26 protein-coding genes are annotated in these 25,894 nt (G+C 68.9%); 15 read left to right on the top strand and 11 right to left on the bottom strand.

Annotation, left to right across the window (positions count from 1 at the left end; genetic code table 11):
- Nucleotides 1-410 precede the first annotated feature (410 nt).
- Both EJK15_RS35595 and EJK15_RS73120 read left to right on the top strand, forming a co-directional pair.
- Nucleotides 411-977, top strand: coding sequence for a TetR/AcrR family transcriptional regulator (locus EJK15_RS35595; protein WP_138714869.1), 567 nt, complete (start codon nucleotides 411-413; stop codon nucleotides 975-977).
- A gap of 502 nt (nucleotides 978-1,479) precedes the next feature.
- Nucleotides 1,480-1,707 (top strand): hypothetical protein, encoded by a 228-nt coding sequence (locus EJK15_RS73120; protein WP_206061289.1) that lies wholly within the window; start codon nucleotides 1,480-1,482, stop codon nucleotides 1,705-1,707.
- Here the strand turns inward: EJK15_RS73120 and EJK15_RS35580 are convergent.
- Entirely contained in the window at nucleotides 1,682-2,260 is a 579-nt protein-coding gene (locus tag EJK15_RS35580) for a helix-turn-helix domain-containing protein (RefSeq protein WP_138714868.1), read from the bottom strand. The two genes, EJK15_RS73120 and EJK15_RS35580, sit on opposite strands and share 26 nt — an antisense overlap.
- Nucleotides 2,261-2,394: 134 nt before the next feature.
- Here EJK15_RS35580 and EJK15_RS35575 point away from each other — a divergent pair, with 134 nt between their 5' ends.
- From EJK15_RS35575 to EJK15_RS35560, 4 genes are all read left to right on the top strand, one after another.
- Nucleotides 2,395-2,964, top strand: a complete 570-nt coding sequence (locus EJK15_RS35575) for an MOSC domain-containing protein (protein WP_138714875.1) — start codon at nucleotides 2,395-2,397, stop codon at nucleotides 2,962-2,964.
- Nucleotides 2,961-3,905 carry a PDR/VanB family oxidoreductase gene (locus EJK15_RS35570; protein WP_138714867.1) on the top strand — a complete coding sequence of 315 codons (945 nt, stop codon included), beginning with the start codon at nucleotides 2,961-2,963 and terminating at the stop codon, nucleotides 3,903-3,905. Before EJK15_RS35575 ends, EJK15_RS35570 begins: the two co-directional genes overlap by 4 nt.
- 184 nt (nucleotides 3,906-4,089) lie before the next feature.
- Nucleotides 4,090-5,331, top strand: a complete 1,242-nt coding sequence (locus EJK15_RS35565; RefSeq protein ID WP_171074709.1) for an MFS transporter — start codon at nucleotides 4,090-4,092, stop codon at nucleotides 5,329-5,331.
- A complete protein-coding gene (locus EJK15_RS35560) occupies nucleotides 5,324-6,100 on the top strand; it encodes an aspartate/glutamate racemase family protein (protein ID WP_138714865.1) in 777 nt (258 codons plus the stop codon). The genes EJK15_RS35565 and EJK15_RS35560 overlap by 8 nt, the downstream gene beginning before the upstream one ends.
- 285 nt (nucleotides 6,101-6,385) lie before the next feature.
- Here EJK15_RS35560 and EJK15_RS35555 read toward each other — a convergent pair whose 3' ends face one another.
- From EJK15_RS35555 to EJK15_RS35545, 3 genes are read right to left on the bottom strand one after another with little or no spacing between them, the layout of a single operon-like run.
- Nucleotides 6,386-6,586, bottom strand: coding sequence for a ferredoxin (locus tag EJK15_RS35555; RefSeq protein ID WP_138714864.1), 201 nt, complete (start codon nucleotides 6,584-6,586; stop codon nucleotides 6,386-6,388).
- Between the two features lie 30 nt (nucleotides 6,587-6,616).
- The gene (locus EJK15_RS35550) at nucleotides 6,617-7,831 is read right to left on the bottom strand and encodes a cytochrome P450 (protein ID WP_138714863.1); all 1,215 of its coding nucleotides are present in this window, start codon (nucleotides 7,829-7,831) and stop codon (nucleotides 6,617-6,619) included.
- Between the two features lie 37 nt (nucleotides 7,832-7,868).
- Nucleotides 7,869-9,062 carry an NAD(P)/FAD-dependent oxidoreductase gene (locus tag EJK15_RS35545; protein WP_206061287.1) on the bottom strand — a complete coding sequence of 398 codons (1,194 nt, stop codon included), beginning with the start codon at nucleotides 9,060-9,062 and terminating at the stop codon, nucleotides 7,869-7,871.
- A 139-nt stretch (nucleotides 9,063-9,201) separates the two neighbouring features.
- Here EJK15_RS35545 and EJK15_RS35540 point away from each other — a divergent pair, with 139 nt between their 5' ends.
- A complete protein-coding gene (locus EJK15_RS35540; RefSeq protein WP_138714861.1) occupies nucleotides 9,202-9,846 on the top strand; it encodes a TetR/AcrR family transcriptional regulator in 645 nt (214 codons plus the stop codon).
- Here the strand turns inward: EJK15_RS35540 and EJK15_RS35535 are convergent.
- Nucleotides 9,824-10,801, bottom strand: coding sequence for a LacI family DNA-binding transcriptional regulator (locus EJK15_RS35535; protein ID WP_138714860.1), 978 nt, complete (start codon nucleotides 10,799-10,801; stop codon nucleotides 9,824-9,826). The genes EJK15_RS35540 and EJK15_RS35535 overlap by 23 nt on opposite strands.
- Nucleotides 10,802-10,971: 170 nt before the next feature.
- On the opposite strand from EJK15_RS35535, the gene EJK15_RS35530 reads away from it, so the two are divergent.
- From EJK15_RS35530 to EJK15_RS35520, 3 genes are read left to right on the top strand one after another with little or no spacing between them, the layout of a single operon-like run.
- A complete protein-coding gene (locus tag EJK15_RS35530; RefSeq protein WP_138714859.1) occupies nucleotides 10,972-12,255 on the top strand; it encodes an MFS transporter in 1,284 nt (427 codons plus the stop codon).
- Nucleotides 12,256-12,257: 2 nt separating this feature from the next.
- The gene (locus tag EJK15_RS35525) at nucleotides 12,258-14,906 is read left to right on the top strand and encodes an alpha-L-rhamnosidase (protein WP_138714858.1); all 2,649 of its coding nucleotides are present in this window, start codon (nucleotides 12,258-12,260) and stop codon (nucleotides 14,904-14,906) included.
- Nucleotides 14,907-14,926: 20 nt separating this feature from the next.
- On the top strand, nucleotides 14,927-15,736 hold the full coding sequence (locus EJK15_RS35520) for an SDR family NAD(P)-dependent oxidoreductase (RefSeq protein ID WP_138714857.1): 810 nt from the start codon (nucleotides 14,927-14,929) through the stop codon (nucleotides 15,734-15,736).
- Nucleotides 15,737-15,931: 195 nt separating this feature from the next.
- Here EJK15_RS35520 and uidA read toward each other — a convergent pair whose 3' ends face one another.
- Both uidA and EJK15_RS35510 read right to left on the bottom strand, forming a co-directional pair.
- Nucleotides 15,932-17,716 carry a beta-glucuronidase gene (gene uidA / locus EJK15_RS35515; protein WP_138714856.1) on the bottom strand — a complete coding sequence of 595 codons (1,785 nt, stop codon included), beginning with the start codon at nucleotides 17,714-17,716 and terminating at the stop codon, nucleotides 15,932-15,934.
- Nucleotides 17,717-17,746: 30 nt separating this feature from the next.
- A complete protein-coding gene (locus EJK15_RS35510) occupies nucleotides 17,747-18,946 on the bottom strand; it encodes a family 1 glycosylhydrolase (protein ID WP_138714855.1) in 1,200 nt (399 codons plus the stop codon).
- 91 nt (nucleotides 18,947-19,037) lie between these two features.
- Between EJK15_RS35510 and EJK15_RS35505 the strand changes: the two genes are divergently transcribed.
- A complete protein-coding gene (locus EJK15_RS35505) occupies nucleotides 19,038-19,670 on the top strand; it encodes a TetR/AcrR family transcriptional regulator (RefSeq protein ID WP_138714854.1) in 633 nt (210 codons plus the stop codon).
- A gap of 16 nt (nucleotides 19,671-19,686) precedes the next feature.
- Here the strand turns inward: EJK15_RS35505 and EJK15_RS71100 are convergent, their stop codons facing one another.
- Together EJK15_RS71100 and EJK15_RS35495 are read right to left on the bottom strand one after the other, a co-directional pair.
- Entirely contained in the window at nucleotides 19,687-19,956 is a 270-nt protein-coding gene (locus EJK15_RS71100; protein ID WP_171074708.1) for a hypothetical protein, read from the bottom strand.
- Nucleotides 19,953-21,269 carry an FAD-dependent monooxygenase gene (locus EJK15_RS35495; RefSeq protein WP_240777425.1) on the bottom strand — a complete coding sequence of 439 codons (1,317 nt, stop codon included), beginning with the start codon at nucleotides 21,267-21,269 and terminating at the stop codon, nucleotides 19,953-19,955. The genes EJK15_RS71100 and EJK15_RS35495 overlap by 4 nt, the downstream gene beginning before the upstream one ends.
- Before the next feature lie 88 nt (nucleotides 21,270-21,357).
- On the opposite strand from EJK15_RS35495, the gene EJK15_RS35490 reads away from it, so the two are divergent.
- Entirely contained in the window at nucleotides 21,358-22,107 is a 750-nt protein-coding gene (locus tag EJK15_RS35490; protein ID WP_206061286.1) for an IclR family transcriptional regulator, read from the top strand.
- A gap of 120 nt (nucleotides 22,108-22,227) precedes the next feature.
- Entirely contained in the window at nucleotides 22,228-22,365 is a 138-nt protein-coding gene (locus tag EJK15_RS71095; RefSeq protein ID WP_171074707.1) for a hypothetical protein, read from the top strand.
- Nucleotides 22,366-22,405: 40 nt separating this feature from the next.
- On the opposite strand, the gene EJK15_RS35485 is transcribed toward EJK15_RS71095, so the two are convergent.
- Nucleotides 22,406-22,795, bottom strand: a complete 390-nt coding sequence (locus EJK15_RS35485; protein ID WP_240777424.1) for a cupin domain-containing protein — start codon at nucleotides 22,793-22,795, stop codon at nucleotides 22,406-22,408.
- A gap of 4 nt (nucleotides 22,796-22,799) precedes the next feature.
- Between EJK15_RS35485 and EJK15_RS35480 the strand changes: the two genes are divergently transcribed.
- Nucleotides 22,800-22,997: an EamA family transporter gene (locus EJK15_RS35480; protein WP_206061285.1), complete on the top strand. Its 198-nt coding sequence runs from the start codon at nucleotides 22,800-22,802 to the stop codon at nucleotides 22,995-22,997.
- Between the two features lie 222 nt (nucleotides 22,998-23,219).
- On the opposite strand, the gene EJK15_RS35475 is transcribed toward EJK15_RS35480, so the two are convergent.
- A complete protein-coding gene (locus EJK15_RS35475) occupies nucleotides 23,220-24,269 on the bottom strand; it encodes a LacI family DNA-binding transcriptional regulator (protein ID WP_138714853.1) in 1,050 nt (349 codons plus the stop codon).
- Nucleotides 24,270-24,813: 544 nt separating this feature from the next.
- Between EJK15_RS35475 and EJK15_RS35470 the strand changes: the two genes are divergently transcribed.
- Complete coding sequence (locus EJK15_RS35470; RefSeq protein WP_138714852.1) at nucleotides 24,814-25,857, top strand: substrate-binding domain-containing protein; 1,044 nt, start codon at nucleotides 24,814-24,816, stop codon at nucleotides 25,855-25,857.
- The last annotated feature ends 37 nt before the right edge of the window (nucleotides 25,858-25,894 follow it).

Below are 25,894 nucleotides of genomic sequence, written 5' to 3'. Positions count from 1 at the left end.
GACCGGATGCTTCTGGGGGTGAGGGACCCCGTCCCCGCATTCCCGGACCACGCACCCGATGCGTGCCGCCCGGATGCGGCGAGCACACGGGCGACCAGAACGCTCAACACCGTTCGGAGCGTTCGGCTGAGCATGAGCAACTCATGCTCAGTCCCTAGGAACGGTTGAACAGGCTCCGTCAGCCGCTATGCATGCGCTCCACGAGATTTTGCATCGGCGTCTTCTCGCAACCGCACCCGGAACGGATGCATCGCACGGTCGGAAGCCGCTTCCGGTTCGGATGCGGGCCCACGAGTTCCTCGCCTTGCGACAGCGAGAAAGAGCCGTACGGAAAGAGGGCGCTGCGGCCGGCCGCCCGGCACTTCCCATATGATAGATGCGCTTTACTATCTAACGTGGGCGGGTGGCTGATGAGTCGCGTTTCGCAAGCACAAGCGATCGAGAACCGCAGGCGCGCGGTCGCCGCGGCCTCCCAGCTCTTCCGGGAGCGTGGCGTGAACGGCATCAGCGTCGCCGATCTGATGAAGTCCATCGGGCTGACCACGGGCGGCTTCTACAAGCAGTTCCCCTCCAAGGAGGCCCTGATAGCCGAGGCGGCTCAAGCCGCTTTCGGGGACCTTGACCTACTCCTGGCGTCGTTCGACACCGACCACGGCGATCACGACACCGCGCGCGGCGCCCTCGTCGACTTCTACCTGTCGGCCGAGCACCGTGACCAGCCCGGCACCGGTTGTCCCACCGCGGGATTCGCCGGGGACATGGCTCGCGAGTCCACGGCTGGGGAGGTGCGCGAAACGTACGCAGCCGGAGTCGAGGAATTCGCCGCGTGGCTGTCTACCGACGCCGACGACGGCCTTCCCATGGTGGCCACCCTGGTCGGCGCGATCCTGCTTGCCCGGGCCACGGCGGGCACAGAACTGTCGGAGAAGATCCTCGAGTCGACCCACAAAGTCCTGACTGCACCACACGGACCTTGACTCGGAATCCTGGACACGGGCTATGCGGCTGGGGCCCGGTGTAGTCCCATTTGTTCGCCACGAGTTTGCGGTGCCAGGCCAGCAACGTGGCCGGGGTAATCGGGAAGATCCTTCCCATTGGGGGCGGGTATCAGGTGCGAGAGCGCCGCCAGCCACAGGCGATCGGCCGGCTCGTAACGCACCCGCGGGACCTGACGGCGCAGGACCGCGTTCTGATGCCGAAGCACCAGCAGCTCCGCCTCCTTGGAGACACTCCTCCGTAGCAGCAGCGCGGGCAAAGACAACAGACGTCGGGTGACAGCCGTGTCCGGCTGCTCGAAGGTGAGTCGTCCCGACGTGTAGAGCGGCAGTGGGGTGTCGGCCTGCACGCTGTGGGCCCCGAACGGGGTGTTGATCGGGCCGGGCTCGACGAGCAGGACCCGGACGCCGTGCTCGCGGACACGGCTGCCCGTCCGCCGCCCTGCTGGACGAAATCGGCCGCTGCGCGGACGCCACCAAACGGGTGTACACCGACGGCGTGCTGGCGGTCATCGGCGACTTCGCCGTCCGCCTGGCGCCGCATGATCCGCAGTCGGCACACGCGAAGGTGCTCAGCATCTACGCCGTGATGATCGGGGCGATGCAACTGTCCCGCGCGCTGGCCGACCGCGAGCGATGTCAAACGCAGAGAGCGGAGCGGGGTGACGGTCTGTCGGAAACGCGGATCAATGGCCCGGTGATGCGCCGGTGACCGGCGAGACCATCACCAACATCAGTCGTGCGGCACCAGAGACGCTGCTCAGCATGTGCTCCTCGCCGGAGTCGAAGTCGATAGCGTCGCCGGCCTCGAGTGTCCAACGTCGCGGGCCGATGCCGAGTTCGGCAGTGCCTTCCATCACAAAGATCCACTCGGTGCCGGAGTGGGATGACGGAGGTGTCGTCGTCCCGGCTGCGATGTCCACCAGGACGATTTGTACGCTGCTCGGGCCTGCGTGGGTGAGCAGCGGCCGGTAGCCGACGCCCGCAGTGAGTGGATGTGTGCGAAGTGAGCTGTGTCGCACGGCGGGGAAGGCGGACTGGTTCTCCCCGACGAGCTCGCCCAGCGTGAGGTCGTAGGCCTTCGCCAGCTGCAGGAGCACCCCGAGCGACGGGGCGCGTTCCCCACGCTCGATACGCGACAGGTGGGCGGCGGACACCCCGCTCGCCTCCGCGACGCTGGTCAGGCTGAGGCCGCGGCTGCGACGGTGTTCCGCGATCATCCGGGCCGCGAGCCCCTCCAGGTCCTCGGCGTGCGCCTGCGACATCGATCTCCTTAGGCTCCTGGTTCAGATGGTATCTTTGCCTATTGGCAAAGTAGGCATCGTTTCGGCTCATTTTAGTCCGATCCAGCCGGTACAGGAGTGATACCGGCGCCGAGAGGACGTGAGGACCGATCGTGATGGACACAGAGAGGCGTGACGAGGTGGCCGACGAGCCATGGCTCGGAGAGGTCCGGGCGATTTACGCAGCCGAGGGCGCCGGAGTGGAGATGCACGCATTGTCGGCGGCGCGCCTGCTGGCCGGGGTGGGTATGGAAGGCGACAGGTATGCGCTCGGCACCGGCCACTACTCACACCTTTGGCATCCGGACCGTCAGCTCACCCTGATCTCCCAGGAGGTGATCGACGGCCTCGCCCACGCCCTTGGTGAACCGGTGGACGGGGTGGAGTTGCGACGCAACATCGTGACCAAGGGCGTCCCGCTCAACTCTCTGGTCGAGCGGTGCTTCGCGATCGGGGAGACCGTTGTCTACGGAGGCAGGCTGAATGTGCCGTGCCGTTACCTTGAACGCTTGATCGACAAGCCCGTGTTCGAGCCGCTTCTCGGCCAGTCCGGGCTCAACTGCCGCATCTTGCGCGGCGGCACGATACATCCAGGAGATCCGATACGTCCGCTGCGGCCGGGAGAGGACGCCGGGATCCAGATGCCCGTGGCCGAGCAGGCCGAGATCGGCGGGGGTGCCACATGAGCGTGCGTCTGTTGATGGCCGCGCGGCTGCAGGCGGACGCGTGGCCCGCGCCGGGGGTACGCGAGCTCACCCTTGTTCCCCTTCACCGCGAGGCATTCCCGCCGTTCGTGGCCGGCGATCATGTCCAGATCCAGCACCGGAACGGGACCCGACGCGATTACTCGCTCATCGGGCCGGTAAGCGACTCATCGGCCTACCGGATCGCCATCCGCCGGGACGGGGATGGCCGCGGCGGCTCAGTCCTGTTCCATGACGACCTCGCGATCGGCGACATGCTGTTCGTCTCGTACCCGCAACCGGGCATGCGCATCGATCCGGCGGCGTCGCACCACGTGTTCGTCGCCGGGGGGATCGGTATCACGGCGATCCTCGGCCTGCTGGGCGGGCTGCCGCCTGGTGCGTCCAGCGAGATCAGGTACTGCGTACGGCGTCGCGAGCACGCTGCCTACCTCGACGTGCTGCAAGGGACGGGCGCCGATGTGGTCGTGCACGAGTCGTCCACTGGAGACCGGCTCGATCCGCATAAGCTGGCGGCTGAGCTCACCGGTGACACGACGCTGTATTACTGCGGTCCCGAGGGTCTTATGGCCGAGATGGCCCAGGCAACCACCCATCTCGAGCCGGAGCGGGTGCGCTGCGAAAGCTTCACTGCCCGGGCGAGCGCAGCTGGCGACGAGCTCGGTAACGCGTTCGACACATGGCTTGTGCTGTCCCGGCGAGCAATTCACGTCGGTGCGGACGAGTCTTTGGTCCAGGCGATGGTGCGGGAGGGGCTGCCAGTCGACTACTCGTGCGAGGGCGGTGCCTGCGGTACCTGTGTGCTCGACGTGGTCGACGGCGACATCCAGCACCGCGACCTGTGTCTGACCGACGACGAGCGCGCCAGGTCCATGGCCGCTTGCGTTTCGCGCGGGAAAGGTGCCATTTCCGTGCTGGCCTGACCATCGGCGGCAGCGTTTTACCCCGCCGCAATACGCGGCAATCGGATGGCAACGCAAGGACCGTACTTTGCCAATTGGCAAAGCCTTTGCCTGGTCTTCCCCCCGATCGCGATTGGACCGGCTCATGACCGACACGCTCCCGTCCACAGGCAGGACACAGGACAGCACCCGGCGCATCAGACGCGTGGTAGCCGCCAGCACGGTGGGCAGTACCATCGAGTGGTACGACTTCATGCTGTACGGCACGGTCGCCGCGCTGGTGTTTCCCACACAGTTCTTCCCTGCGAGTGACGGTCTTGCCGGGACGCTGCTCACTTTTTCGACCTTCTTCGTCGGGTTCGCCGCGCGCCCGATCGGCGCGGTCATCTTCGGCCACCTGGGCGATCGGATCGGGCGGAAGTCGGCCCTCATCAGCACGTTGATGCTCATGGGGATCGGCACGGTCGGAGTCGGGCTCATCCCGGGCTACCACTCGATCGGACTGTGGGCGCCTATCCTCCTCGTGCTCATGAGGACCCTTCAAGGTATCGGGATGGGTGGCGAGTGGGGTGGCGCGGTCCTCATGGCCACTGAATCCGGTGACGCGAAGAGACGTGGTTTCCGCGCTGCGTTTCCGCAGGCCTCAGCCATGCTCGGGGTGGCCCTGGCCAACGCGGTGGTGCTCGCGGTCAGCAACCTCGCGGGAGAGGCGTTCCTCAGCTGGGCCTGGCGACTGCCCTTCGTGGCCAGCATCGTGCTGGTCATCCTCGGGTTCTGGATGCGCAAGGGTCTCCCGGAGACGGCGGATTTCGCGGCGGCCAAGGACGCGGGGGCGGTCCACCGCGCCCCTGTGCTCAGCGTCGTGCGGTCGCATTCGCGAGAGATTTTGCTCGGTCTATTCCTGAAGGTCGGCGAGATGGCGGCGGTGTTCGTGTTCATCACCTTCGTCTTCGCCTACGGCACCTCGGTGGGCGGGTTCGGCCGCGGACTGCTGCTCGGACTCGTCGCGGCAGCGGCGCTGCTTTCGGCCTTGATCATGCCGCTGATGGGCTTGCTCGGTGACCGCTTCGGTCCCCGCCGGGTCTACCTGGCTGGTGCCGCCGGCACCGCCGTCATCTGCGTCGTCTACTTCGCGGCCATCAAGAGCGGCAACCCTGCCGTGGCGATTCCGGTGATCCTGGTTTCGCTAGTGCCGTACGCGGCTATGTTCGCCAGTGAGGCACCTTTGCTCACTGGGCTGTTTCCTGCACCGGTGCGCTACTCGGGCAGTTCTCTGGCCTTCAACCTCGCGGGGATCATCGGGGGCGGGCCCGCGCCTTTCATCGCCGCTGCGATCGCGGGCAGCTTCGCCTCTCCGTTCGCCTTGAGTGCCTACCTCCTGGTGACCGTGGCGCTTGGCGTCATCGCGACAATCCTGCTCGGCCGCCGGGAGACGCAGCATGCCTGACGACCAGACCAAATCCGCCGAGGTGCTCGTCATCACGCCGCAGGACGCCCCCTTCGTGGCCGGCTCCGCCGCCGACCGCTCGGTCCACGATGCCGACCTCGCCGGCATCGAGAGTGCGAACCTGTTCGCAGACCTCGCCGATCCACGGCAACCCCTGTTGCACCGCACGCTCGCCCGGCTCCCACCCGCCGGTGGCAGCGAGTCACCTTCGGTCGTCGCACTGACCATCGGCTACCTGTCGCGCTACCAGGGCAAGTTCGCCGCCGCCAGTGAAGCAGTGGTCGTGTCTTCACCGTTGCTGGCGGTGCCGACCCTTCTGGCGACCATCGCGCCGGACCGGGCGATCCTCGTGATCTACGCAGACTCACAACTCGCGTCGACCGCCGACCTGCCTGGCGTCGCCTCCAAGGACCGTGACCGCCTTCTCGTCGTCGGGTTGCAGGGACCCGGGCCGTTCCGCCGCGCCGTGATCGACCGGGCGGAGGCGTTCGACGCCGTAGCCGTCCTCGAGCAGATCAAGGGCGTCATCATCGAGTTCGCGGCGGCACACCGAATCGGCGCGGTCGTGCTCGAATGCGGCGAGATGGCGTGCATCGCCGACCGGCTGCGCGAGCGGATCTCCGTGCCAGTAGTCGACTACCACGCCCTCATCCACTTCTTCCGAGGAACGATCGGTCGAACCCCTATGCTCCACCGAGGCGCGCTCGCGCCGACGCAGATCGATCCCTTACCTCGGGGGAGCCGGGGATTGGCGGGTGACCCTGGTTGACAGGTCGGTGAGGCGCTCGGTTGCCGAGTCGCTCAGTGCCGTCTTCACTGCCCCGGAGGCCGTCTCCCGAACATTCGTCGGGTGACCTACTGCTCGATCGTCTCGCCGAAAGCGGCTGACTCGTGCGGGGGGCCGGTCGGGCAGTGTCATGCAGCAGCGGCTGCGGCGATGGCACCGGCTTCGTCGGCACCCCGCTCGTCTGCGTTCCTGCATCGCACCGTCGGGTCGAAGACCGGCGCATTCGCATGGGCGTTGCATGCCGAACGGTCGCTTATGAAGGCCCGATTACGCCTGCTCGGCCACCTCGATGGCGGCGGCGGGGCAGACAGCGGCGGCCTCGCGGACGGCGGCGTGCTGGTCCGCGTCCGGCTCCGGCTCCAGCAGGATGACGATGCCGTCGTCGTCGCGCTGGTCGAACACCTCGGGCGCGATCAGAACGCACTGGCCGGCGCCGCAGCACTTGGTCTCGTCGACGATGACTTTCATGATGATTCCCTCCGTGTGTCGATCAGGTGGTCACCAACGGACCGGCACGGTGCGCAGGCCGCCGACGGCCAGCCCCTCCAAGCGCTCCAACTCCTCTACCGGCACCGCCAGCTCCAGCGTGGGGAGCTTGCGCAGCAGCACCTCCAGGACGACCTGCAGCTCCGTGCGAGCCAGCGCCTGGCCCAGGCAGGAGTGGGCGCCGGCGCCGAAGGCCAGGTGGGGGTTGGGGCTGCGGGTCAGGTCCATCTGGTCGGCGGCCTCGATGGCGCTCTCGTCGCGGTTGGCGGCGGCCATGCTGCAGATCACGGTGGTGCCCTTGGGCAGGACAGTGCCGCTGACCTCGGTCTCCTCCTTGAGGTAGCGGGGCAGGCCGAAGCCGGAGTTGGCATCCAGGCGCAGTGACTCCTCGACCGTGGTGCGGATCAGTTTCGGGTCGGCCAGCAGCGCCTCCCAGCGGGTGCGGTCGGCCAGCAGCATGGCGACCATCTTGCCGATCATGTTGGCGGTGGTCTCGTGCCCGGCGACCAGCAGCGCCATACCGGTGACGAGGATCTGGATGTCGTTCAGCCCGCCGTCCTCGGGGCCGCCGGCCGCGATCAGCTCACTCAGCAGGTCGTCGCCCGGTTCGGCACGCTTGGCGGCGAGGTGGTCGGACATGTACTGGAAGAACTCGGCCTGGGCGGCGTCGATCTCCTCCTTGCCGTAGCGGGTCAGGTTGAGCAGGGTGTCGGACCAGTACGAGAAGCGGTCCCGGTCGGCGGCGGGCACGCCGAGCATGTCGCAGATGACGTAAACCGGCAGCGGGAAGCCCAGACCGGCTTTGAGGTCGCCGGGGGCGCCGCGCTTGACCATGTCGTCGATGAGGTCCTCGGCGATCTGGGCCATCCGAGGCCGTAGGGCGTTCATGCGCTTGGCGGTGAACCACCTGCCGACCAGGCGCCGCCAATGCTGGTGCTCCTCACCGCCGTCAGGGATGATCGCCGCCATCTCACTGCTGAACAGTCCGCCGTCGTCCGTCGCCGACAGCCGGGCCGCGTCGGGGGCGTTCAGCAGACGGGTGAAACGCGGATCGGCCAGCACCTGCTTGACGTCCTCATAGCGGGTCAGCAGCGTCGCCTGGTCGCCGCTGGGCAGCTTCACGTGCGCCACCGGGCACGTGCCCCGTAGCTCGGCCCACTCCGCGGGCGGGTCCAGCGCCGCGTCGTTGGGGATCGGATACGTCAGGACCTGCTCATTTGCACTCATTCGGCGTCTCCTCATGAATCGATGGTCATGCGTGTTCTCACGCGGGCGTGAGTGGCGGGGTGGTCTGCCAGGTGCCCAGCTCCTGCTGCCTCAGGAGGCGGGCCTGCTTGGGCATGTTCCAGCCGAGGACGCCGGTGATCATGCCGCCCTCGCGATAGACGGCGGTGAATCGGTGCTGCTCCGGGTCGCCCTCGGCGATGGTGACCTCGGCCGCCGGTGAGGGCCGGCCGTGGGCCTGGATCTTGATGTCGTACTGGTCGGTCCAGAAGTACGGGATCGGCGTGTAGGGGCGGTCGGCGCCGAGGATGTTGGCCGCCACCACCTGGGCCTGCTCGGTGGCGTTGGTACGGTTCTCCAGCCGCAGCCGCCTGCCGAGCCCAGCGTGCTCGAAAGAGGCCACGTCGCCGACGGCGTAGACGCCCTCGGCGGCGCGGCAGCGGGCGTCGCATTCCACCCCGTCGCCCAGGGTGAGGCCACTGCCGACCAGCCAGCCGGTCGCCGGGCGGGACCCGATGGCCACTACGACCGCGTCGGCGGGCAGAAGCTCGCCGGTGGCCAGCCTCACTCCGGTGACCCGGCCGTCGATGCCGGTCAGCTCGTCGACCGCGACGCCGAGCCGCAGCCGGACCCCGCGCTCGGTGTGGGCGCGGGTGAGCAGGGCGCCGACCACATCGCCGAGTTGCTCGCGCAGCAGCGCCGGCCCCAGCCCGGCGAGGGTGACCTCCAGGCCCATGGCACGGGCGGTGGCGGCGAGCTCCGCGCCCAGTACCCCCTCGCCCACGACCACGAGCCGGGCGCCGGCCGTCAGGTGAGCGCGCAGGGTGAGCGCGTCGTCCAGGCTGCGCAGCACGTGCACGCCCGTCAGGCCCTCCTGGCCGGGCAGCCGGTGCGGCGTCAGGCCGGTGGCGACGACCACGGCGTCGGCTCGCAGCACGCGGCCGGAGGCCGTGGTGACCGTCCGCCTCGCCGCGTCCAGCGCGACGGCGGGCTCGCCCCGGACCAACTCGGCGGCCAGGGCTTCGAGCTGGGCCGCCGTGCGGAGCCGGGTGCGGGCCGGCTCCCAGGTGCCGGCCAGGACCTGCTTCGACAGCGGCGGCCGATCGTAGGGGAGATGGGGCTCAGCGTCCACCAGGGTCAGCCGGCCCTGGTGACCGAGTCGCCGCAGCGCCTCCGCGGTACTCAGACCGGCGGCTGACGCACCGACGATCACAACATGTCCAGGCGAGGTCACGAGGCGCTGCTCGAATCGAGGGCGGTGGCCTGGCCTGCACGCATCCACATATGTCGAGATCCCTTCGTCATCCGGCCCATACATTAGCCTACAGCTGCAAGAAAACTTGCATGTGTAGTCGTTCGATAAGCTGGCAAGCGTGGACACCGTCAGAGAGAGCAAGGCTTCCTCGCGTGACCGGCGCGTGCGCCGTACCCGATCAGCCCTGGCACACGCGCTGATTCAGCTGGTCGAGGAGCGGGAGCTGTCCCGGATCAGCGTCTCCGACGTCGCCGAAGGCGCCGGAGTGAGCCGTTCGGCCTTCTACGACCACTACCGGGACGTCCACGAACTGGCCGAGGACGCCTGCACCGAGATGATCGACAACTTGATCGAGTCCTTGCCCGGCCCTGGCCTCGACTCGCCTGACCTGGCGCAGGAGGCGATCGAATCGCTGGCGGCGTTCTTCGGCAGCCTGGCCGAGCATGCGGGGCTGTATCGCGCGCTGCTGGGGCCGCAAGGCAGCGCACGCGTCGTCGGCCACATCCGCCGCCGCATCGCCATGGTCGTCCGTGACCGCCTGGCGCACGCCGACGCCGGCGTGTGGCCTGAGCGCGTCCCACATGACGTGACGGCGGCGTTCACTGCGGGGGCGCTCATGGGAGTGGCCGTCGACTGGCTCGAGCGCGGGTGTTCCCGGACCCCTGCCGAGATGGCCGAGGTGATCTGGCCGCTGCTGCACGCGCACTATCGCATCAACGAGAGCGCAAGCGGACGGAGACTCAGGTCGAAGCGCGGTGGATGATGTGCGGAGACAACGAGGTGGGGGGCAGGCGCGGCTTGCGGCCTGACAGGCTCGCCACGACTGCCTCGGCCAGGGAACGACCCACCTTCTCCAGGTCGAAGGCGATCGTGCTGAGCGGCGGATCGGCCACCTGGGCGAGGGGGATGTCGTCGGCGCCGATGACCGCCAGATCGCCTGGGGCGGCGAGCTTGGCGCGGCGCATACCCGCAAGCACAGCGATCGCGACCTCGTCGTTGTAGGCGCACACGGCCGTCACCGACTCCCGACGCCACCGCCGCGCCGCGCGTGCCATAGCGGCGGTGTCGAGTTTGGTGTCGAGCGCCAGCGGGGAGTCGATGCCGGCTTGCGCACAGGCGTCGGCGACCCCGAGCAGCCGGTCGTCGGCGATCTTGCGCAGCAGCGGGTGTTCGGGCATGGCGTAGCCGAGGCGTCGATGCCCCAGGGCGATGAGGTGCTCGGCCTGGAGGCGGCCCATGTGCTGCATGGTCGCGTGGGCCTCCACCTCGGTGGTGAACACGATGTCCGCGCCTGCGGCTTGGAGGGCCTGGGAGGTTTCGTCGTCCAACGGATCGAGGCTGGCCACCACCGAGGCGTCGATGGCGGCGCAGACATCGGGAAGCGACCGCCCGGACGCTCCGGCCAGGTGCGTGACCAAGGTCAGGCCGGCGTGGGCCAGTGAGGTGGCGAACTGCTCGACGAAGCGGGTGATCCCGGGGCCGATCGACAAGTGCGGGATGGACAGCAGGACGACGTCGCTGCGCCCGGCGGCCAGCGCGCGGGCCGAGCCGCGGGGGCGGTAGCCGAGCTGCCTGACCGCCTCCAGGACACGGTGCCTGGTCTCTTCGGGGATGGACTGCCCTGGCGTGTCGTTGAGCACGAAGCTCACCGTCGCTCCGGAGACGCCGGCCGCGCGGGCGACGTCGACGATCGTGGTCCGCTTCGCAGGGCGCGTCATGTCGGCTCATCGTAGGCGATTGTCGGCCACATATGTGAACGGCGCCTCGTTGCGTAGTTGTTACGGGGAGATGTCTTGCAACCTGGACGGCAGCCAACGGTAGGTTACTAATGCGCTTAAGTAACGAGCTGCAGTTTCTCCGGCCCTGACTTCTTAAAGGAAGGGTGTTCATGGCCACTCCCCCCTCTCTCGGACCGCTCGACACCGAGACCCCCGACGACCTGCCGAGTGCGAGCGCGAGCTACATCTTCTGGATGATGGCCGCCAACTTCGGCATCTCCATGGCGTTCGTGGTCCCGCTGTCGTTCTCGCTGGCGGTGCGGATCGACGAACTCGCCCCCGGACACGAGGAGGTGCTCGGATACGTCACGGGCACCGCGCAGACCATCTACCTTGTGCTCAGTCCCCTGCTCGGCGTGTGGAGCGATCGCACCCGCACCCGCCTCGGCCGTCGCCGCCCCTTCATGCTCGCCGGCCTGATCCTGGGCCTGGTCGCGCTGGTCGGCATCGCGATCGCGCCGAACCTGCTGCTCGTGGGAGCCGGCTGGATCCTCGCGATGCTGGGCTGGGCGACCGCCTCACAGGCGATCCTCAACGTGCAGGCCGACCGCATCCCCGAGGCCCAGCGCGGCAAGATCTCCGGCTTCACAGGGCTGACCGGCCAAATCGCCCCGATCATCGGGATCGGCATCACGACCGCCGTGACGGGCAACACGTTCCTCGTCTTCGTCCTGCCCGGCCTCATCGGCGCGGCGCTGCTGGCGGTCTTCCTCGTCGTGGGCAAGGAGAACGACACGCGCGGCGCCGTTCGGACGACGCCCGTGTCGGTGCGGACGCTGGCCTCCAGCTATGTGTTCAATCCCCGCAAGCACCCGGACTTCGGCTGGAACTGGCTGGGGCGCCTGATGTTCTTCATGGGGCTGTACTTCAATACGACGTTCACCACGTTCTTCTACGCCCAGCGCCTGGACCTGCCGGTGCGGGAGGTCGCGGGCACGGTGGCGATCATCGGCATCCTCGGTGTCGCCGCGGCGGCCCTTGGCGCGATCGGCGGTGGCTTCCTGTCGGACAAGCTACGCCGGCGGAAACTGTTCGCCCTCATCGGTGCGCTGTTCTTCGTCGCGGGCGGAATCGTCGAAGCCTTCGCGCAGTCCTTCCCCGTGCTGATGATCGGGTCCATCCTGATGCAGCTCGCGATCGCGTTCTTCAGCGCTGTCGACCAGGCGATCGTGCTCGCCGTGCTGCCCAGCCGGGAGGAGGCCGGGCGGTACATGGCCGTGGTGTCGTTCGCGCACAAGCTCCCGAGCGCGATAGCGCCGCTCATCGCTCCGTTCATCATCGGCATCGGCGCGATCGGCGGCGACAAGAACTACACGCTGCTCTACCTCACCGGCGCGGTTCTGGCGCTCATCGGTGGATTGCTGGTGTTCACGCGGGTGAAGTCGGTGCGATGAGTATGAGCGAGCACGCACCCTACGACCTGCGGATCACCAGTGACGGCGACCAGTTCCCGGTCACCGAGGAGCGGCCGCCGCTGTCCTGGACGCTGCCGCGGACGTGGGGCGGACAGGACGGCTACGACCTTCAGTTCCGTATCGACGGCGCCGAGCAGACGGTGGAGAACGTCGCCTCCGCCCGGCACCTGTTCGTCGAGTGGCCGCTGCCGCCGCTGCGCAGCCGACAGTCCGTCGGGTGGCGCGTCCGCACGCATCGTGACGGGCAGTCCTCGCCGTGGTCGTCGTGGCACGAGTTCGAGGCCGGCCTGCTGGACGAGGACTGGACGGCGCGATGGATCTCCCCGCAAGAAGACGGCAGGGAGCCCCGTCCCGCCTACGTTCTGGCCGGCACCGCCGATCTACGTGACGACATCGCCGCCGCCCGGCTCTACTCCACCGCCCTCGGCGTCTACGAGGCGTTCGTCAACGGCACGCGAGTGGGGGCAGCCGAGCTGACGCCGGGATCCACCTCCTACGGCGACACGCTCTACGCCCAGGCCGCCGACGTCACCGCGCTGCTGCGCGGCGGCGCCAACGACCTGGAGATCCTGCTCTCGGACGGCTGGTACCGGGGCAGCGTCGGGACCTGGCGCAAGCGCGACGCATGGGGCACGACCACTGCGGCGCGGCTTCAGCTTCACGTCCGCTACGCCGACGGCAACGAGGCGGTCGCCGTCACGGGCGCGGACTGGACCTCGCGCCGCAGCACCATCGTCGCGGCCGACCTCATGAACGGCCAGACGACCGACTTCACGGCCCCGCCCGGCGACGCGCGGCCTGTCCTCGTGGACGCGGTCAGCGCGCCGCCGATCAGCTGGTCGCCGGCCCCGCCGGTGCGACGGGTCGAGCAGCTCGCCCCGCGTTCGGTGACCCGGCACGCCAACGGCGCGTGGATCGTTGACTTCGGACAGAACGCGTCCGGCTGGATCAGCCTCACCGACCTGGGCCCGGCCGGCACCCGCACCGTGATCGACTACGGCGAGCATCTCGACCCGACCGGCGACCTGACCACGACCCATCTGGACAGCCAGAAGCCGGGCGAGGCAGCAATCCCGTTCGTCCAACGCGACGAAGTCGTCTCCTCGGGCAGCCTGGGCGAGGTGTTCGAGCCCCGGCACACCGTGCACGGCTTCCGCTACGCGCGCGTCCGCCGCACTGACGCGGACCTGGACCCGGCGAGCATCGTCATGCAGGTCGTGCACACCGGCCTGCGCCCGACGGCGACCTTCGCCTGCAGCGACGACGACCTCAACCGCCTGCACGAGGTGGCACGCTGGAGCTTCCGCGGCAACGCCGTCGACATCCCCACGGACTGCCCCACGCGCGAGCGCCTCGGCTGGACGGGCGACTATCAGATCTTCGCGCCGACCGCGTCGCGCCTGTACGACGTCGACGGCTTCAGCCGTAAATGGCTGCGATCGATCCGCGACGACCAGCTGGACGACGGCCGCGTCGTGAACTCCTCCCCGGACGCCAACCGGCTGAAGGTCCACGACGACCCGATGGCGAACGCGATCACCGGCTCCGCGGGGTGGGGAGACGCCATCGTCCACGTTCCGTGGGTGCTGTATGAGACGTACGGGGACACGGCCGCCCTCGCCGAGAACTGGCCGGCGATGCGGCGCTGGGTCGAATGGGCGCTCTCCACCGCACGCAACGCCCGGCACCCCTCCCGCGTCGAACGCTCGGCCGAGCCGCTCACGCACGAGGAGTTCATCTGGGACGGCTCCTTCCACTGGGGGGAATGGCTGGAGCCGAAGCAGCGCGCCGCGGACGGCTCCCTCATCGACCCCGTGATGAGCGATCCCACGGCGTGGTACATGGCCGACAAGGGAGAGGTGGGCACCGCGTACCTGTTCCGCTCCGTACGCACCCTCGCTGACGTGGCGGAGGTGTTGGGCCGCGCCGGCGACGCGGCCCGCTACCGCGAGACGGCGGAGAAGGTGCGCCGGGCGTGGCAGACGGAGTTCCTGGACGCCGAGGGCCGGACGAAGGCCGGCACGCAGGCGAGCTACGTGCGTGCCCTGGCGTTCGAGCTCGTGCCCGAGGAGCTGTGCGAGATGGCGGCCCGGCACCTCGTCGACCTGATCGACGCGGCCGACGGCCACCTCGGCACGGGCTTCCTCTCGACGGCGGACCTGCTGCCCGTCCTCGCCGACTCCGGCCATCCCGACGTCGCTTACTCGGTGCTGTACCAGCGCTCGTCCCCATCGTGGCTCGGCATGCTCGATCGCGGGGCGACGACCATATGGGAGGACTGGGACGGCGTATCAGAGGACGGCACCGCCACGGCGTCCCTCAACCACTACAGCAAGGGCGCGGTCATCCGCTTCCTGCACACCCACACCCTCGGCCTGCGGCAGGCTCCGGGCTCCGCCGGTTGGGAGTCCTTCGTCGTCGCACCGGTGCTCAACGAAGCGATCACCTGGGCCACGGGCACCTTCGACAGCCCCCAGGGACAGATCACCGTCGACTGGCGCGTCGAGGACGATCACCTGACCATCTCCATCGACGTGCCCGGCGGCTCCGAGGTGCAGGTCCGGCTCCCGGACGGCAGCACGTTCCACACCGGCCCCGGTCGCTTCGCCCGGCGCCACCCCATTTCCTGAAGAACCAAAGGAGACCATTCGTGTCCACTGCCGATGTGTCGAGCAAATCCCTGGCCGAGCTCGTTTCCTTGCAAGGGCGACGTGCGGTCGTGACCGGAGGCGGCCGCGGACTGGGCAAGGCGATCGCGCTCCGCTTGGCCGAGGCAGGAGCCGACCTGCTGATCGGCGACATTGATGAAGAGCTCGCCGTGACCGCCGCCAAGCAGCTCGCGGAACGCCATGGGGCACGCGCGATCGGCGCCGCCATGGACGTCACGGACGCGGCCGCCGTGGCCACGGCGGCCGACCGCGCGGTCGCCGAGCTCGGTGGCCTGGACATCTGGGTGAACAACGCCGGCATCTTCCCGAGCGTCCCGCTGCTGGAGATGACCGAGGAGACGTGGGACACGGTGTTCGCCGTGAACGCGCGCGGCGTCTTCGTCGGTGCGCGGGAGGCGGCACGGCGGATGTCGGCGGCGGGCACGGGCGGTGTCATCGTGAACATCGTCTCGACGGCCGGTTTCCGCGGCACCGCGCCGGGCCTGGCCGCCTACGTCGGCTCCAAGCACGCCGCTCGCGGTCTCACGTGCGAGCTGGCCCTCGAGCTCGCTCCACTGGGCATCCGCGTGCTCGGAGTGGCACCGAGCTATGTCCCCACGGAAGGCAACATGATGATGGCCGCGGCCGTGATGACCGCCGACGTCCCGCCGACCGACCTCATGCTGAACAGCCCGATCGGCCGGGTCGGTGTTCCTGACGACATCGCGCGCGTCGTCCTGTTCTGCGCGTCGGACCTGTCCGCCTTCATGACCGGCAGCACCTTGCTCGCCGACGGCGGCGACACCGCCTGAGCAGACGTCGGCTGTCCACGCGAGAGCTGTGGCCGGCTCCCCGAGGCGACTCGTCAAGAAACCCGCCGAGTGCGAGATCACACTCGGCGGGGGTTTTGCCGCGTCTGCGTCGCTGAGCACCATGGGGTTTCCCGCGCACCGTCCGGCGTGTTCCGGCCCGGCGCGCGGAGGGCACGTCCACGTCGGGGCGCTTGCCTACTGCGTGCTGGACGGTTTGCGGCCGGCGAGCGGCCTCCAGCGTGCCCGCAGCGCGTGAGCGGCGGCCTTGGGTCTGCGATCGCGGGTGAAGACGCCCTTCTTGTTGCCGTCGACCCGGTGGATGCCGTGGGAGGTCTGGAAGTCGGCGAAGTTCCACACGTGCTCGCCGATGAACGCCTCGATCCGGCCGAAGACGCGGTGGTGCATCTCGAGATAGGCCTGCTGGTACTCCTCGGTCCACGGCGTGTCCCAGACCGAGTGCAGTCCGGGCATGGTGTCGGCGCCGTACTCGCTCATCATGATCGGCTTGCCGAACTTCTCCGCCCAGCCGCGCAGGTCGTGCTCCAGGTAGGTCTCAGCCGTGGCGAGGTCGCCGGTGGCGATGTACCAGCCGTAGTAGCGGTTGATGCACAAGACGTCGAAGAGGTCGGCGAGGCGGTCGTTCTCGTGCGTGGCGAAGATCACGGCCGCGTAGCTGACCGGGCGGGTGGGATCGAGCTTGCGGGTGAGCTCCACCAGCGGCTCGAAGTACTCGCGCGCGCCGTCCTCGTTGGAGGCCGGCTCGTTGGCGATGCACCACATGACGACGCTCGGGTGGTTCTTGTCGCGGGCGATCAGCTCGCGGATCGCCTGGGCGTGTGCCTCACGGGTGGCCTCCCCGAAGGTCTCCGGTGAGAATGTGGGCCGGGGCGGAGCGCCGGTGAGCCCGGCGGCGACGGCGAGATTGAGGCCGACGGCGGCGGTCTCGTCGATGACGACGATGCCGTGCCGGTCGGCGAAGTCCATCACTTCTTCGGCGTAGGGGTAGTGCGAGGTGCGGAAGGAGTTGGCGCCGATCCAATCCATGAGCTGGAAGTCGTGGACGAGGTAGGCGTTGTCATGGCCCTTGCCGCGCACCGGCGTGTCCTCGTGCTTGCCGAACCCGGTGAAGTAGAACGGCTCGCCGTTGATGAGGAACTGCGTGCCGCGTACCTCCACGGTCCGTACGCCGAACGGCTCGGTGTAGCTGTCGATGACCTGGTCGCCATCGAGGACTTCGACAAGGAGGTCGTAGAGGTAGGCGGCGCCCGGTCGCCACAGGGCCACCTCGTCGATCCGCAGGATGCCGTTGGCCCCGTCCGCCGCCGCGACCTCCGCGCCGGCGGCGTCGAGCGCTCGCACCCGGACCGGTGCGGGCGCGCTGGTCCGGATGGAGTACTCGACCGTGCCGATCGTTTCGTCGAGGCCGGTCACGATCGTGATGTCCTCGACGTGGACGGCGGGACGGCTGCAGAGCCACACCGAGCGGGCCAGACCGGCGTAGTTGTAGAAGTCGTGCAGGTACGTCTGCCGGCGCCGCCCGTCGGCGGTGACGGTGATCGTGCCGGGCGGGATCGTCGTGTCGGTCAGTTCGTTGTTGACGCCGATGGTGAGGCGGAACTCCTGCCCGGCGCGCACGTGCTCGGTGATGTCGGCTTCGAAGGGCGTGTAGCCGCCCACGTGCTCGGCCACCAGTACGTCGTCGACGTAGACCTGGCCCTGGTGGGTGGCGGCGTCGACACGCAGGACGACGCGCTCGCCGGCCCAGCCGCGCGGCACCCGCACCTGGCGCTGGTACCAGACCCAGCCCACGTGGTCGCGGATCGCGCTGTCGGTGAACAAGTCGTTGTAGCTGGCCGGGACCGCTGCCTCCAGCGTGGTGTCCAGCGGCCCGGTCCACGGCTGCGTCCCCGCGACGGAGAACCGCCAGAGCCCGTCGAGATTCACCAGCTCACGGGTGGGGGTGGATCGGGGTTTCACCATCGAGCCGCTCCTGTCGGGTGGCCTCCCATGTCAGAGCTTTCCTCGGCGGGCGACCTCGCCCAGCCAGGCCAGGCTCGGCTTCGGGTGGCGCTCGAACGTCGTGCGATCGACGGCGATGAGACCGAAGGTCGGCTCCCAGTGGCCCCACTCGAAGTTGTCCAGCGCGGTCCAATGGAGGTAGCCCCGGACGTCGATGCCGTCGTCCATCGCGGCGAACAGGTGGGTGAGGGCCTCGGAGGTGTAGGCGATCCGCCGCGAGTCGTCAGGGGTGGCGATGCCGTTCTCGGTGATGAGGATCGGCGTGCCGCCGGTCGTCTCCCAGGTGTGCCGGACGGCGATGCCGAGCGCGTCGGGCCGGTAGGCGTTGCCGGTCATGGTGTTGTCGGGGTGCTGCGGGTGCGGGACGACGCCGTTCTCGTCGACGGCCTGGCTGGAGTACGACTGCACGCCGATGAAGCCGTCACCGCGGGCCGCCTCCAGATAGAGGTCCTCCCGGACGTAGCGCACCTCGCGGAGCTTGTCCTCGTTGCCAGGCGTCGCGGTGAGCGCCTGGCAGGCCACCGTCCAGCCGACGGCCGCCCCGGTGTGCTGCTTCAGCACCGCGCGGGCCGCGTCGTGCGCCTCGGCCAGCCGCGCGCCGATCTTCGGGTCGGGGTCGGGCAGCACCGGCCGTGCGGCGCCTTCCACAGTGGGGCTCATCCAGTCCTTGGTCGTCCGATCGGTCTGCGCATCCCGGGCCATCCCCAACATGAGGGCGAGCATGTTCGGCTCGTTGATCGTGCACACCCACTCGACACCGTCGAGAATGCTCGCGGCCTCCCGGACGTAGGTCTGGAAGCGCTCGATCGCCTGGTCGCCCAGCCACCCGCCGACCTCGGCGAACCATCGCGGGTTCGTGAAGTGGTGCAGGGTGACGACCGGGGTGAGGCCCAAATCCAGAGCCGTGTCGATCATCCTGCGGTAGTGGGCGAGCTCGGCCCTGGAGAATTCCCCGGGAACCGGCTCGATGCGGGCCCACTCGATGCCGAAGCGGTAGGAGTTGAGCCCGGCCTCGGCCAGCAGACGCATGTCCTCGGCGTAGCGATGGTAGCTGTCGACCGCGTCGCCGCTGCGCTGCATGCCGGGCATCTGCTGCTCGAGAGTCCACCAGTCGCTGTTGACGTTGTTGCCTTCCACCTGGTGCGGCGCGGTAGCCGCACCCCAGAGGAAACCGGCGGGGAGCTGGGGCATGGTTGAGTTCCTTGCTCGAGACCATGGTTTGTGACGCTGGCGACACGCTAGCATGAAAACCGAAACGCGCTACTAATTTGGAGGGGCGTCCATGACCGCAACCGGCAACCGCGGCCCGTACGCGAAGACGGCGGCGGTGCGGCGGCGCGTCCTCGAGGCCTGCGTGGACGCGTTCGGCGAGACCGGCTTCTACGGCGCCACCATGAAGGACATCGCCAAGCGCGCGGGCATCAGCCACACCGGTCTGCTGCACCATTTCCCGCGCAAGGAAGACCTGCTCCTCGGGGTGCTGGAGCTGCGCGACGAACGCGGCACCGAGTTCCTGCAATCGGCCAAGGTGCTGGACCCCGCAGCCGACCCCATCGACACCCTCAACGGCATGATCGCCGTCATCGTCGACAACGAACTCCAGCCAGGACTCATGGAGCTGCACTGCGTCGTCTCAGGCGAGGCGACCTCTCCGAACCACCCCGCGCACGCCTACTACGCCGACCGCTACTGCAACCTCCGCCGCTTCTACGCCGACACGTTCGTCGCCCTCGCCGAACGCAACGAGCTCCGCCCATCGATCGACCCCGAGACCCTGGCCACCATGACCATCTCCCTCATCAACGGCCTGCAGGCGCAGTGGCTCTTCGACCGCGACTCCGTGAAGGTCGAGTCCGCGATCCGCCAGTTCTTCCTCTCGGTCATCCCGGGACTTCCGCGCGAGGCCTTTTGGTAGGGCCTCCACATCCCTCCTACGGCTCAGGCCGGGCGCGTTCCGCCAGCTTGCCGACCGACTGGACAGGAGCAGCGCCCGTCGCCGCCGCGCTGATGATCAGGTGCCGGCGGGCGCGAGCACGATGTCGAATCGGACCTTCGACCAGGTGCCGTCGATGCCGCGGCCGTCGGGGGTAGGCGTGCCGGCCGGCCGGCACCGCCACGTGCATGGCGATCTCGTGGTGCCAGTGCGCCACCGTAAGACCGCCCGGGGGAGCGCGGCCATGGGAGAAGTTGAGAGCAGTCATCGCGTGTCGGCGGTCTCTTTCAGTGCGTCGTCGGGGTCGTAGGCGTAAATCCAGCCGTTCGCCACCAAGGGGTCCGCGGCGGCGAAGGACTTGTCGCGGGCCTGCTGTTCTGGCCCGTCGGGCAGGTGGTTGATGAGCGCCCGGGCGTGGCTGACTTCCTGCAACCGGCTGGTCCGGGGGATCCGCAGCGTCTCGTAGCGCCGCAGAGCCCGGGCCGGATCGCCCAGGTCGTCGGCGAGGCAGCGGGCGAGCACGGCGGCGTCCTCGATGGCCTGGGCCGCCCCTTGCGCGAAGAAGGGAAACATCGGGTGGGCCGCGTCGCCGAGGAGGGTCACCGGGCCCTTGCTCCATCGCCGCAGCGGCGCCCGGTCCAGGAGGGCCCACCGTCCAGGTGCCCCACCTGCCCGGATGAGCCCGGTCAGCCTCGGATCCCAGCCTTCGAATTCGGCCAGGAACTCCTCCACCGTCGCGGTCGCGGTCCAGGACTCGACGGCATCGTCCCCCGCGGGAGCGAAGGCGACGAGGTTCACGAACCGGCCGGCCGAGACGGGGTAGTGCACCAGATGGTGGCCGGGCCCGAGCCAGAGCGTCTGGGCGTTGCGCCGGGAAAAGGCCGGGGCATGCTCGGACGGCACGAGGGCGCGGAAGGCGCAGATGCCGGAGTAGACGGCCGGGGCGGATTCCGCGATCGTGCTCCGTACGACGGAGTGGATCCCGTCCGCTCCGATCACGACGTCGGGCTCGACGATCTCGCCGTCGGCGAAGCGCAGCACCGGCCTGCCGTCAGCGCGGGTGGTGAGATCGACGCACCGCTTGCCGAGGCGAACGCTGCTGTCGGGGACGGCTGATCTCAGGATCTCCAGGAGATCGGCACGATGTGCGGTGTAGGTGTGCTCGCCGTACAGCTGCTCGCACGCCGAGGCGAGGTCCTCGGCGGACAGCACCGTGCCGTCCTGCCAGCGGCGGAACTCCCAGCCGATCTCGAGTCGCACGGCACGGTGCAGGAAGTCGTCGAGGACGCCGAGCCGGCGGAGCAGCCGGGCGGCGTTCGGCGCCACCACCAGCCCCGCACCCACCTCGTTCAGTTCTGAGGCTTGTTCGTAGACGGTGGCGGAGATCCCTTCGCGACGGAGGAAGGCGCCTGCGGCGAGTCCGCCGATCCCGCCTCCCAGGATCGCGATCCGCGGGTTCTTCGCCCCTGTGTCGACCATCTGCTCGCACTCCGCTCCCGCCGTGGCCCCTTGCGCCTGGACGGCCCGTCTGATGGCGTCATGGTGCCCCGCTGCATCGCTCCAGCGGATGGACGTGTTCATCCAATGAACATGCCTGTTAAGGTGCCGCTACCCGATGAGCGAGGAGGTCGCGCACTGCATGCCTCGAACGCGTGAGCCGGGGAGAACGGTGAGCTCCCGCCTCCTGGAGGTCCTCTTCGCCTTCCAGCCTGACCACCCCGACCTGAGCCTGGCCGATCTGGTGCGCATGACCGGCATTCCGCACCCGACCGTGCGCCGCCTGGCCATGGAACTGGTCGCGGCGGGCGCCCTCGATCGCCGGGAGGACGGGCGATTCACCGTCGGGCTGCGGTTGTGGCAGCTCGGGACGCTGGCACCGCTGACCGAGTCCTTGCGGAGCCTGGCCCAGCCGTTCATGGAGGACCTCCACAGCGCGCTTCACCAGCATGTGCAACTGGCCGTCCTGGAAGGACACGAGGTAGTGATCATTGAGCGGTTGTCGGCACCACACGCTCTGGGCCTGGTGTCGCACGTCGGTGGGCGGCTGCCGCTGCATTGCTCCGGCGTAGGGAAGGTGCTGCTGAGCCATGGCGGCCCGGAGCTGATCGAGAGTGTCCTGAACCGAGGGCTTCGCCGCTACACCTCGCGGACGGTGGTCGATCCGGCGGAGCTGCGCCACGAGATCGCGGCGTGCCGCCGGACCGGAACCGCCGCCGTTCGTGGCGAGCTGACCGAGGGGGCCGACTCGGTGGCAACGCGAATCGTCGACGGCCACGGCCGGGTCGTCGCGGCGCTGTCGGTGGTGCTCCGGGCGGGCTCGGTCAAGCACCAGGCCGCACTGCCGTCGGTCCTGGCGAGTGGCCTGGGGATCTCGCGGCAGCTCGGATGGCGACCCGGAATCCGCATCCGCGAAGGCTGAGCCCTCCTGTCGTCCGACGTTGGGTGTCCGATGTGTGCGTTGTTCGGGGGGTGTGTCGTCGGATACTCGCGGCGCTGTTCGTCAGCGCGGCGGGCAGCCGACGTCGTGGAGGAGAGACCTATGTCAGCCACCGATCCGGACCCTGCTGTCGCACCCGGCATCCCGACCTCCGACCTGTTCATCGGCGGGAGCTGGGTACCGGCCGAGGCAGAGCGGTACATCGACAAGGCGGGAGGCCTGACCGGCCCCTTTCGATAAACACTGGAGCGGCAGCGGGTCCGAGACTGCTGCCGCTGAGTCAGGGTGTGGAAGCGGGGCTGGGCGGCAGGTGGACGGTCATGATCAGGTTGCAGGTTTCGGTGCCCGAGCCGCGGTAGGTGTGAGGGGTGTCGCCGTCGAACGTGGCGGTCTGTCCGGCTTCGACGGTGTGCTCGGTGCCGTCGACGACCAGGATCATCCGGCCGGAGGTGACGCTGACGGTTTCCACGACTCCGGCCTGGTGGGGGTTGCTGGGGTATTCCTCGTCCGGTTCCAGCTGCCAGCGCCAGACCTCGACAGGAGCCGGGCCTGAGGTCGTCAGCATGAGCCGGGCGTGGCTGCCCCGTTCTCCGGTCCACAGTGGTGCGACGGCGTCGGCTGTCACGACGCGGACGCGGCCTTCGGGCGGTCCCTGCATCAGGGCGGACACTGAAATGGACTCTGTGGCGAACCTGCTGTTCCTGCTCGCCGCCCGCAGCGGCGACCTCGCCGTCGTCGCCGTGATCGTCGCGCTCTACCCGGCCGGCATGGTCCTGCTCGCCCGCGGTGTGCTCGCCGAACGCATCCACCGCGGCCAGCTCGCCGGGCTGGGCACCGCCGCCGTCGCCGTCAGCCTCCTCGCCCTGACCTGAGCAGGCCCGCAGCCCCACCACACCGCCGATCACGCAAGGAGAACAGCATGTTCATCCGTCCCTACCGCACGCCGGCAGCGCCGCCGCCTGGACCGCATCGGCCCCTGGAAGCCCTGGGGTGCCCCGAACCCGGGGCGGTTCACACGCCGCCGACTGGCTCAGCAGCTCGGTGGAGCGGTGGGCCGAGGCCAAGGTCTGACCGCCATCGGTGCCACGAATCGGTCATGCGCGTGGTGGCGCGGTGGTGCCTCGGACGACGAGGCGGGCGTCGAGGATGAGCTCGCGGGAGGGCAGCCGGTGGTCGTCCAGGCGTTCCACCGCGGAGCGCACGGCGAGCTGAGCCATCTGCTCGGCGTCTTGACGCACGGTGGTGAGGTTGATGTGGGACAGGTGTGCAATGTGGCTGTCGTCGTACCCGACCACCGAAATGTCTGTCGGGATGCTGACGCCCGCGCGGCTCAGTGCGTGCATGAGCCCCATGGCGCACCGGTCGTTGCCGGCCAGCACGGCGGTCGGCAACCGGTCGTCGTGGACCAGCGTCTCACCGGCCTTCTCGCCGGATTCCTCGGTGTGATCTCCCGCGAGGACTCGGATCTCTTCCTGTAGCCCGTGGTCGCACATGGCGGCGCGGTACGCGCGGCGGCGTTCGGCGGAACCAGGGCCGTTGCCCCCGTCGATGTGGACGATGGCGCGGTGGCCGAGGCCCACCAGGTGATCCATGGCCTGTCGCATGCCCTTGTTCTCGGCGGTGTGTACGGTGTCGACGCCGCTCGCCGGCACGCGCCGCCCCACGACCACGGTGGGGGTATGGGCTCCCAACTCGGCGAGGTATGGGGTCTCGGCGTTCGGGCCGAGCAGGATCAACGCCTCGCAGCGGTGGCCCAGCAGGGCCTCGACGACCTTCCGCTCGTCCCGCGTGGGGCCGAGCGCGCTGAGCAGGACCTCGTAGCCGAGCCGCTCGGCCTCCGCGTAGATCGCCTCGACGAGATCGGCGTGGAAGGCGTTGCGGATGTTGATCATCACGCCGAGGACCATGCTGCGGTTGCGGGCGAGGAGCCGGGCGGCGTTGTCCGGACGGTAGCCGAGCTCGTCGGCGGCGCGGAAGACCCGGTCACGCGTCTCCTTGCTCGCCCCCGGCTCGTTGCGGAACACGAGCGACACCAGCGCCCGTGACACGCCCACGCGTGCCGCGACATCCGCCATGGTGGGGCGCTTGGCCCGCGTCGAGGCCCTGGTCACGGACGACTCGGATTCCGCACCTTGCTCCAACATCAACCCTTTTCCGATGTGCGCAGATTGTCGCAGGCTGTTGACATTCCGTGTGACCCGGCTCATAGTAACAGCGACTAGAGCGCGCTAGAAGAGCGCTCTAAATGCGGAAGCCGGACGGACACATGGAGCATCCATGAGACGCCGACGCCGGCCGTGTGCCGCGGTCGCACAACGACATCCGAGGAGACGCCGCTCCTGGGCAGCGGAGTGTGGTGCCCCTCCCCGGACGGCCGGATTCGGCGTAGGTACTCCGCCGCGCGGCGGGTCGGGAGTGCGCCGCGCCCTCCAGCACGTTTCCCCAGGTAAACGAGCCAATGAACGCTATATTGCTATGAGGTCAGTACGTCGTTATGTCAAGACAAAATTTGTTAAGACAATGTATTGACAGGCGGCTTCTCCTGCAGGTTACATCGTCGAAACGAAGCTGACCCGACGGGTCGGCCGACGCACCGACGGGCCCTCCTGGGCCCCTCACCGCCCGAGAACCTCTCGGTGCTCCCCTGATCCCAAAGGCCCGTGACCGCTCCCAGGAGAGGTAGAACCAGTGCCGTACTCCATTCGCATCGACTGGCGCGCTCTAGTAGCCGCGCCCCTTCTCGTGCTCGCCCTCGCCGGCTGTTCGAACGGCCCGGGCGTCGGTCAGAGCGCACTGCCCACGGAGCCCGCCGCGGCCGCTTCGGGGGCGGGGCTGCAGTCCGGGCTCGGGAGCCGGGCTGAGAACCGTAAGATCACGTTCTTGCTCTCCCAGGATCCCGGTGACTCTTTCTGGGGCACCATCTCGCAGGGCGCCAAGGACGCGGCCGAGTTGTTCAACGTCGAGCTGAACCTGCAGACCAGCCAGGGCGACTCGTCGAAGTACAACGACCTGATCGGCAGCGCCGTGGCCGACAAGCCCGCCGCCGTCGCCGTGGTGATCGACGACCCGAAGCGCTACACCGAGAACGTCTGCGCCGCTTCGAAGGCCGGCATCTCGGTGCTCGCGTACAACATCACGCAGGAGGGTGACGTCGCCAAGTGCACCCTGGGCTTCGTCGGCCAGAACTTCGAGGAGGCGGGCTTCCTGCTCGGCCAGCGCCTGATCGCCGAGGCGAAGCTGCCGCAGGGCGCCAAGGTCTTCACCCCGGTCGAGTTCCCCGACCAGGTGTACGCCATCCAGCGCAACGCCGGGGTCCAGAAGGCTCTCGACGCCATCGGCGCGAAGACCGAGATGGTCGCGACCGGCATCGACGACGCGGGGGCGCTGGACAAGATGAGCCAGTACCTGCTCGGCCACAAGGACACCGCGGCGATCGTGCCGCTGGGCGGCACCCCGCACCGCAACGTCGAGGCGGCGATGGCGGACGTCGGCGTCAAGGTCCCGGTGGTCGGCTTCGACCTGTCCAAGCCGGTCATCGACGGCATCAAGAGCGGGACCATCCTCGCCGCGGCGGACCAGCAGCCCTACGTCCAGGGCTTCCAGACCGTGGCGCAACTGGCGATGCACCTCGACTTCGGACTCAGCGCCGCGACCATCAACTCCGGCGGCGGCGGTCTGGTGGACAAGTCCAACGTCGCGGTCGTCGAGCAACTGGCAGGCACGATCCGCTGATCGGACCGGCAGCGGGGCGGGCCCTGACGCGCCTGCC

Source organism: Nonomuraea basaltis, assembly GCF_005893125.1.
GTDB classification, from domain to species: domain Bacteria; phylum Actinomycetota; class Actinomycetes; order Streptosporangiales; family Streptosporangiaceae; genus Nonomuraea; species Nonomuraea basaltis.
This window is presented reverse-complemented; position numbering and strand designations above follow the sequence as displayed.

Coding starts and splice junctions, on each gene's coding strand:
- EJK15_RS35595 (WP_138714869.1), top strand. CDS start 411: ATGAGTCGCGTTTCGCAAGCACAAGCGATCGAGAACCGCAGGCGCGCG.
- EJK15_RS35580 (WP_138714868.1), bottom strand. CDS start 2,260: ATGTCGCAGGCGCACGCCGAGGACCTGGAGGGGCTCGCGGCCCGGATG.
- EJK15_RS35575 (WP_138714875.1), top strand. CDS start 2,395: ATGGACACAGAGAGGCGTGACGAGGTGGCCGACGAGCCATGGCTCGGA.
- EJK15_RS35570 (WP_138714867.1), top strand. CDS start 2,961: ATGAGCGTGCGTCTGTTGATGGCCGCGCGGCTGCAGGCGGACGCGTGG.
- EJK15_RS35560 (WP_138714865.1), top strand. CDS start 5,324: ATGCCTGACGACCAGACCAAATCCGCCGAGGTGCTCGTCATCACGCCG.
- EJK15_RS35555 (WP_138714864.1), bottom strand. CDS start 6,586: ATGAAAGTCATCGTCGACGAGACCAAGTGCTGCGGCGCCGGCCAGTGC.
- EJK15_RS35550 (WP_138714863.1), bottom strand. CDS start 7,831: ATGAGTGCAAATGAGCAGGTCCTGACGTATCCGATCCCCAACGACGCG.
- EJK15_RS35535 (WP_138714860.1), bottom strand. CDS start 10,801: ATGACGCGCCCTGCGAAGCGGACCACGATCGTCGACGTCGCCCGCGCG.
- EJK15_RS35530 (WP_138714859.1), top strand. CDS start 10,972: ATGGCCACTCCCCCCTCTCTCGGACCGCTCGACACCGAGACCCCCGAC.
- EJK15_RS35525 (WP_138714858.1), top strand. CDS start 12,258: ATGAGCGAGCACGCACCCTACGACCTGCGGATCACCAGTGACGGCGAC.
- uidA (WP_138714856.1), bottom strand. CDS start 17,716: ATGGTGAAACCCCGATCCACCCCCACCCGTGAGCTGGTGAATCTCGAC.
- EJK15_RS35510 (WP_138714855.1), bottom strand. CDS start 18,946: ATGCCCCAGCTCCCCGCCGGTTTCCTCTGGGGTGCGGCTACCGCGCCG.
- EJK15_RS35505 (WP_138714854.1), top strand. CDS start 19,038: ATGACCGCAACCGGCAACCGCGGCCCGTACGCGAAGACGGCGGCGGTG.
- EJK15_RS71100 (WP_171074708.1), bottom strand. CDS start 19,956: ATGACTGCTCTCAACTTCTCCCATGGCCGCGCTCCCCCGGGCGGTCTT.
- EJK15_RS35495 (WP_240777425.1), bottom strand. CDS start 21,269: ATGAACACGTCCATCCGCTGGAGCGATGCAGCGGGGCACCATGACGCC.
- EJK15_RS71095 (WP_171074707.1), top strand. CDS start 22,228: ATGTCAGCCACCGATCCGGACCCTGCTGTCGCACCCGGCATCCCGACC.
- EJK15_RS35480 (WP_206061285.1), top strand. CDS start 22,800: ATGGACTCTGTGGCGAACCTGCTGTTCCTGCTCGCCGCCCGCAGCGGC.
- EJK15_RS35475 (WP_138714853.1), bottom strand. CDS start 24,269: ATGTTGGAGCAAGGTGCGGAATCCGAGTCGTCCGTGACCAGGGCCTCG.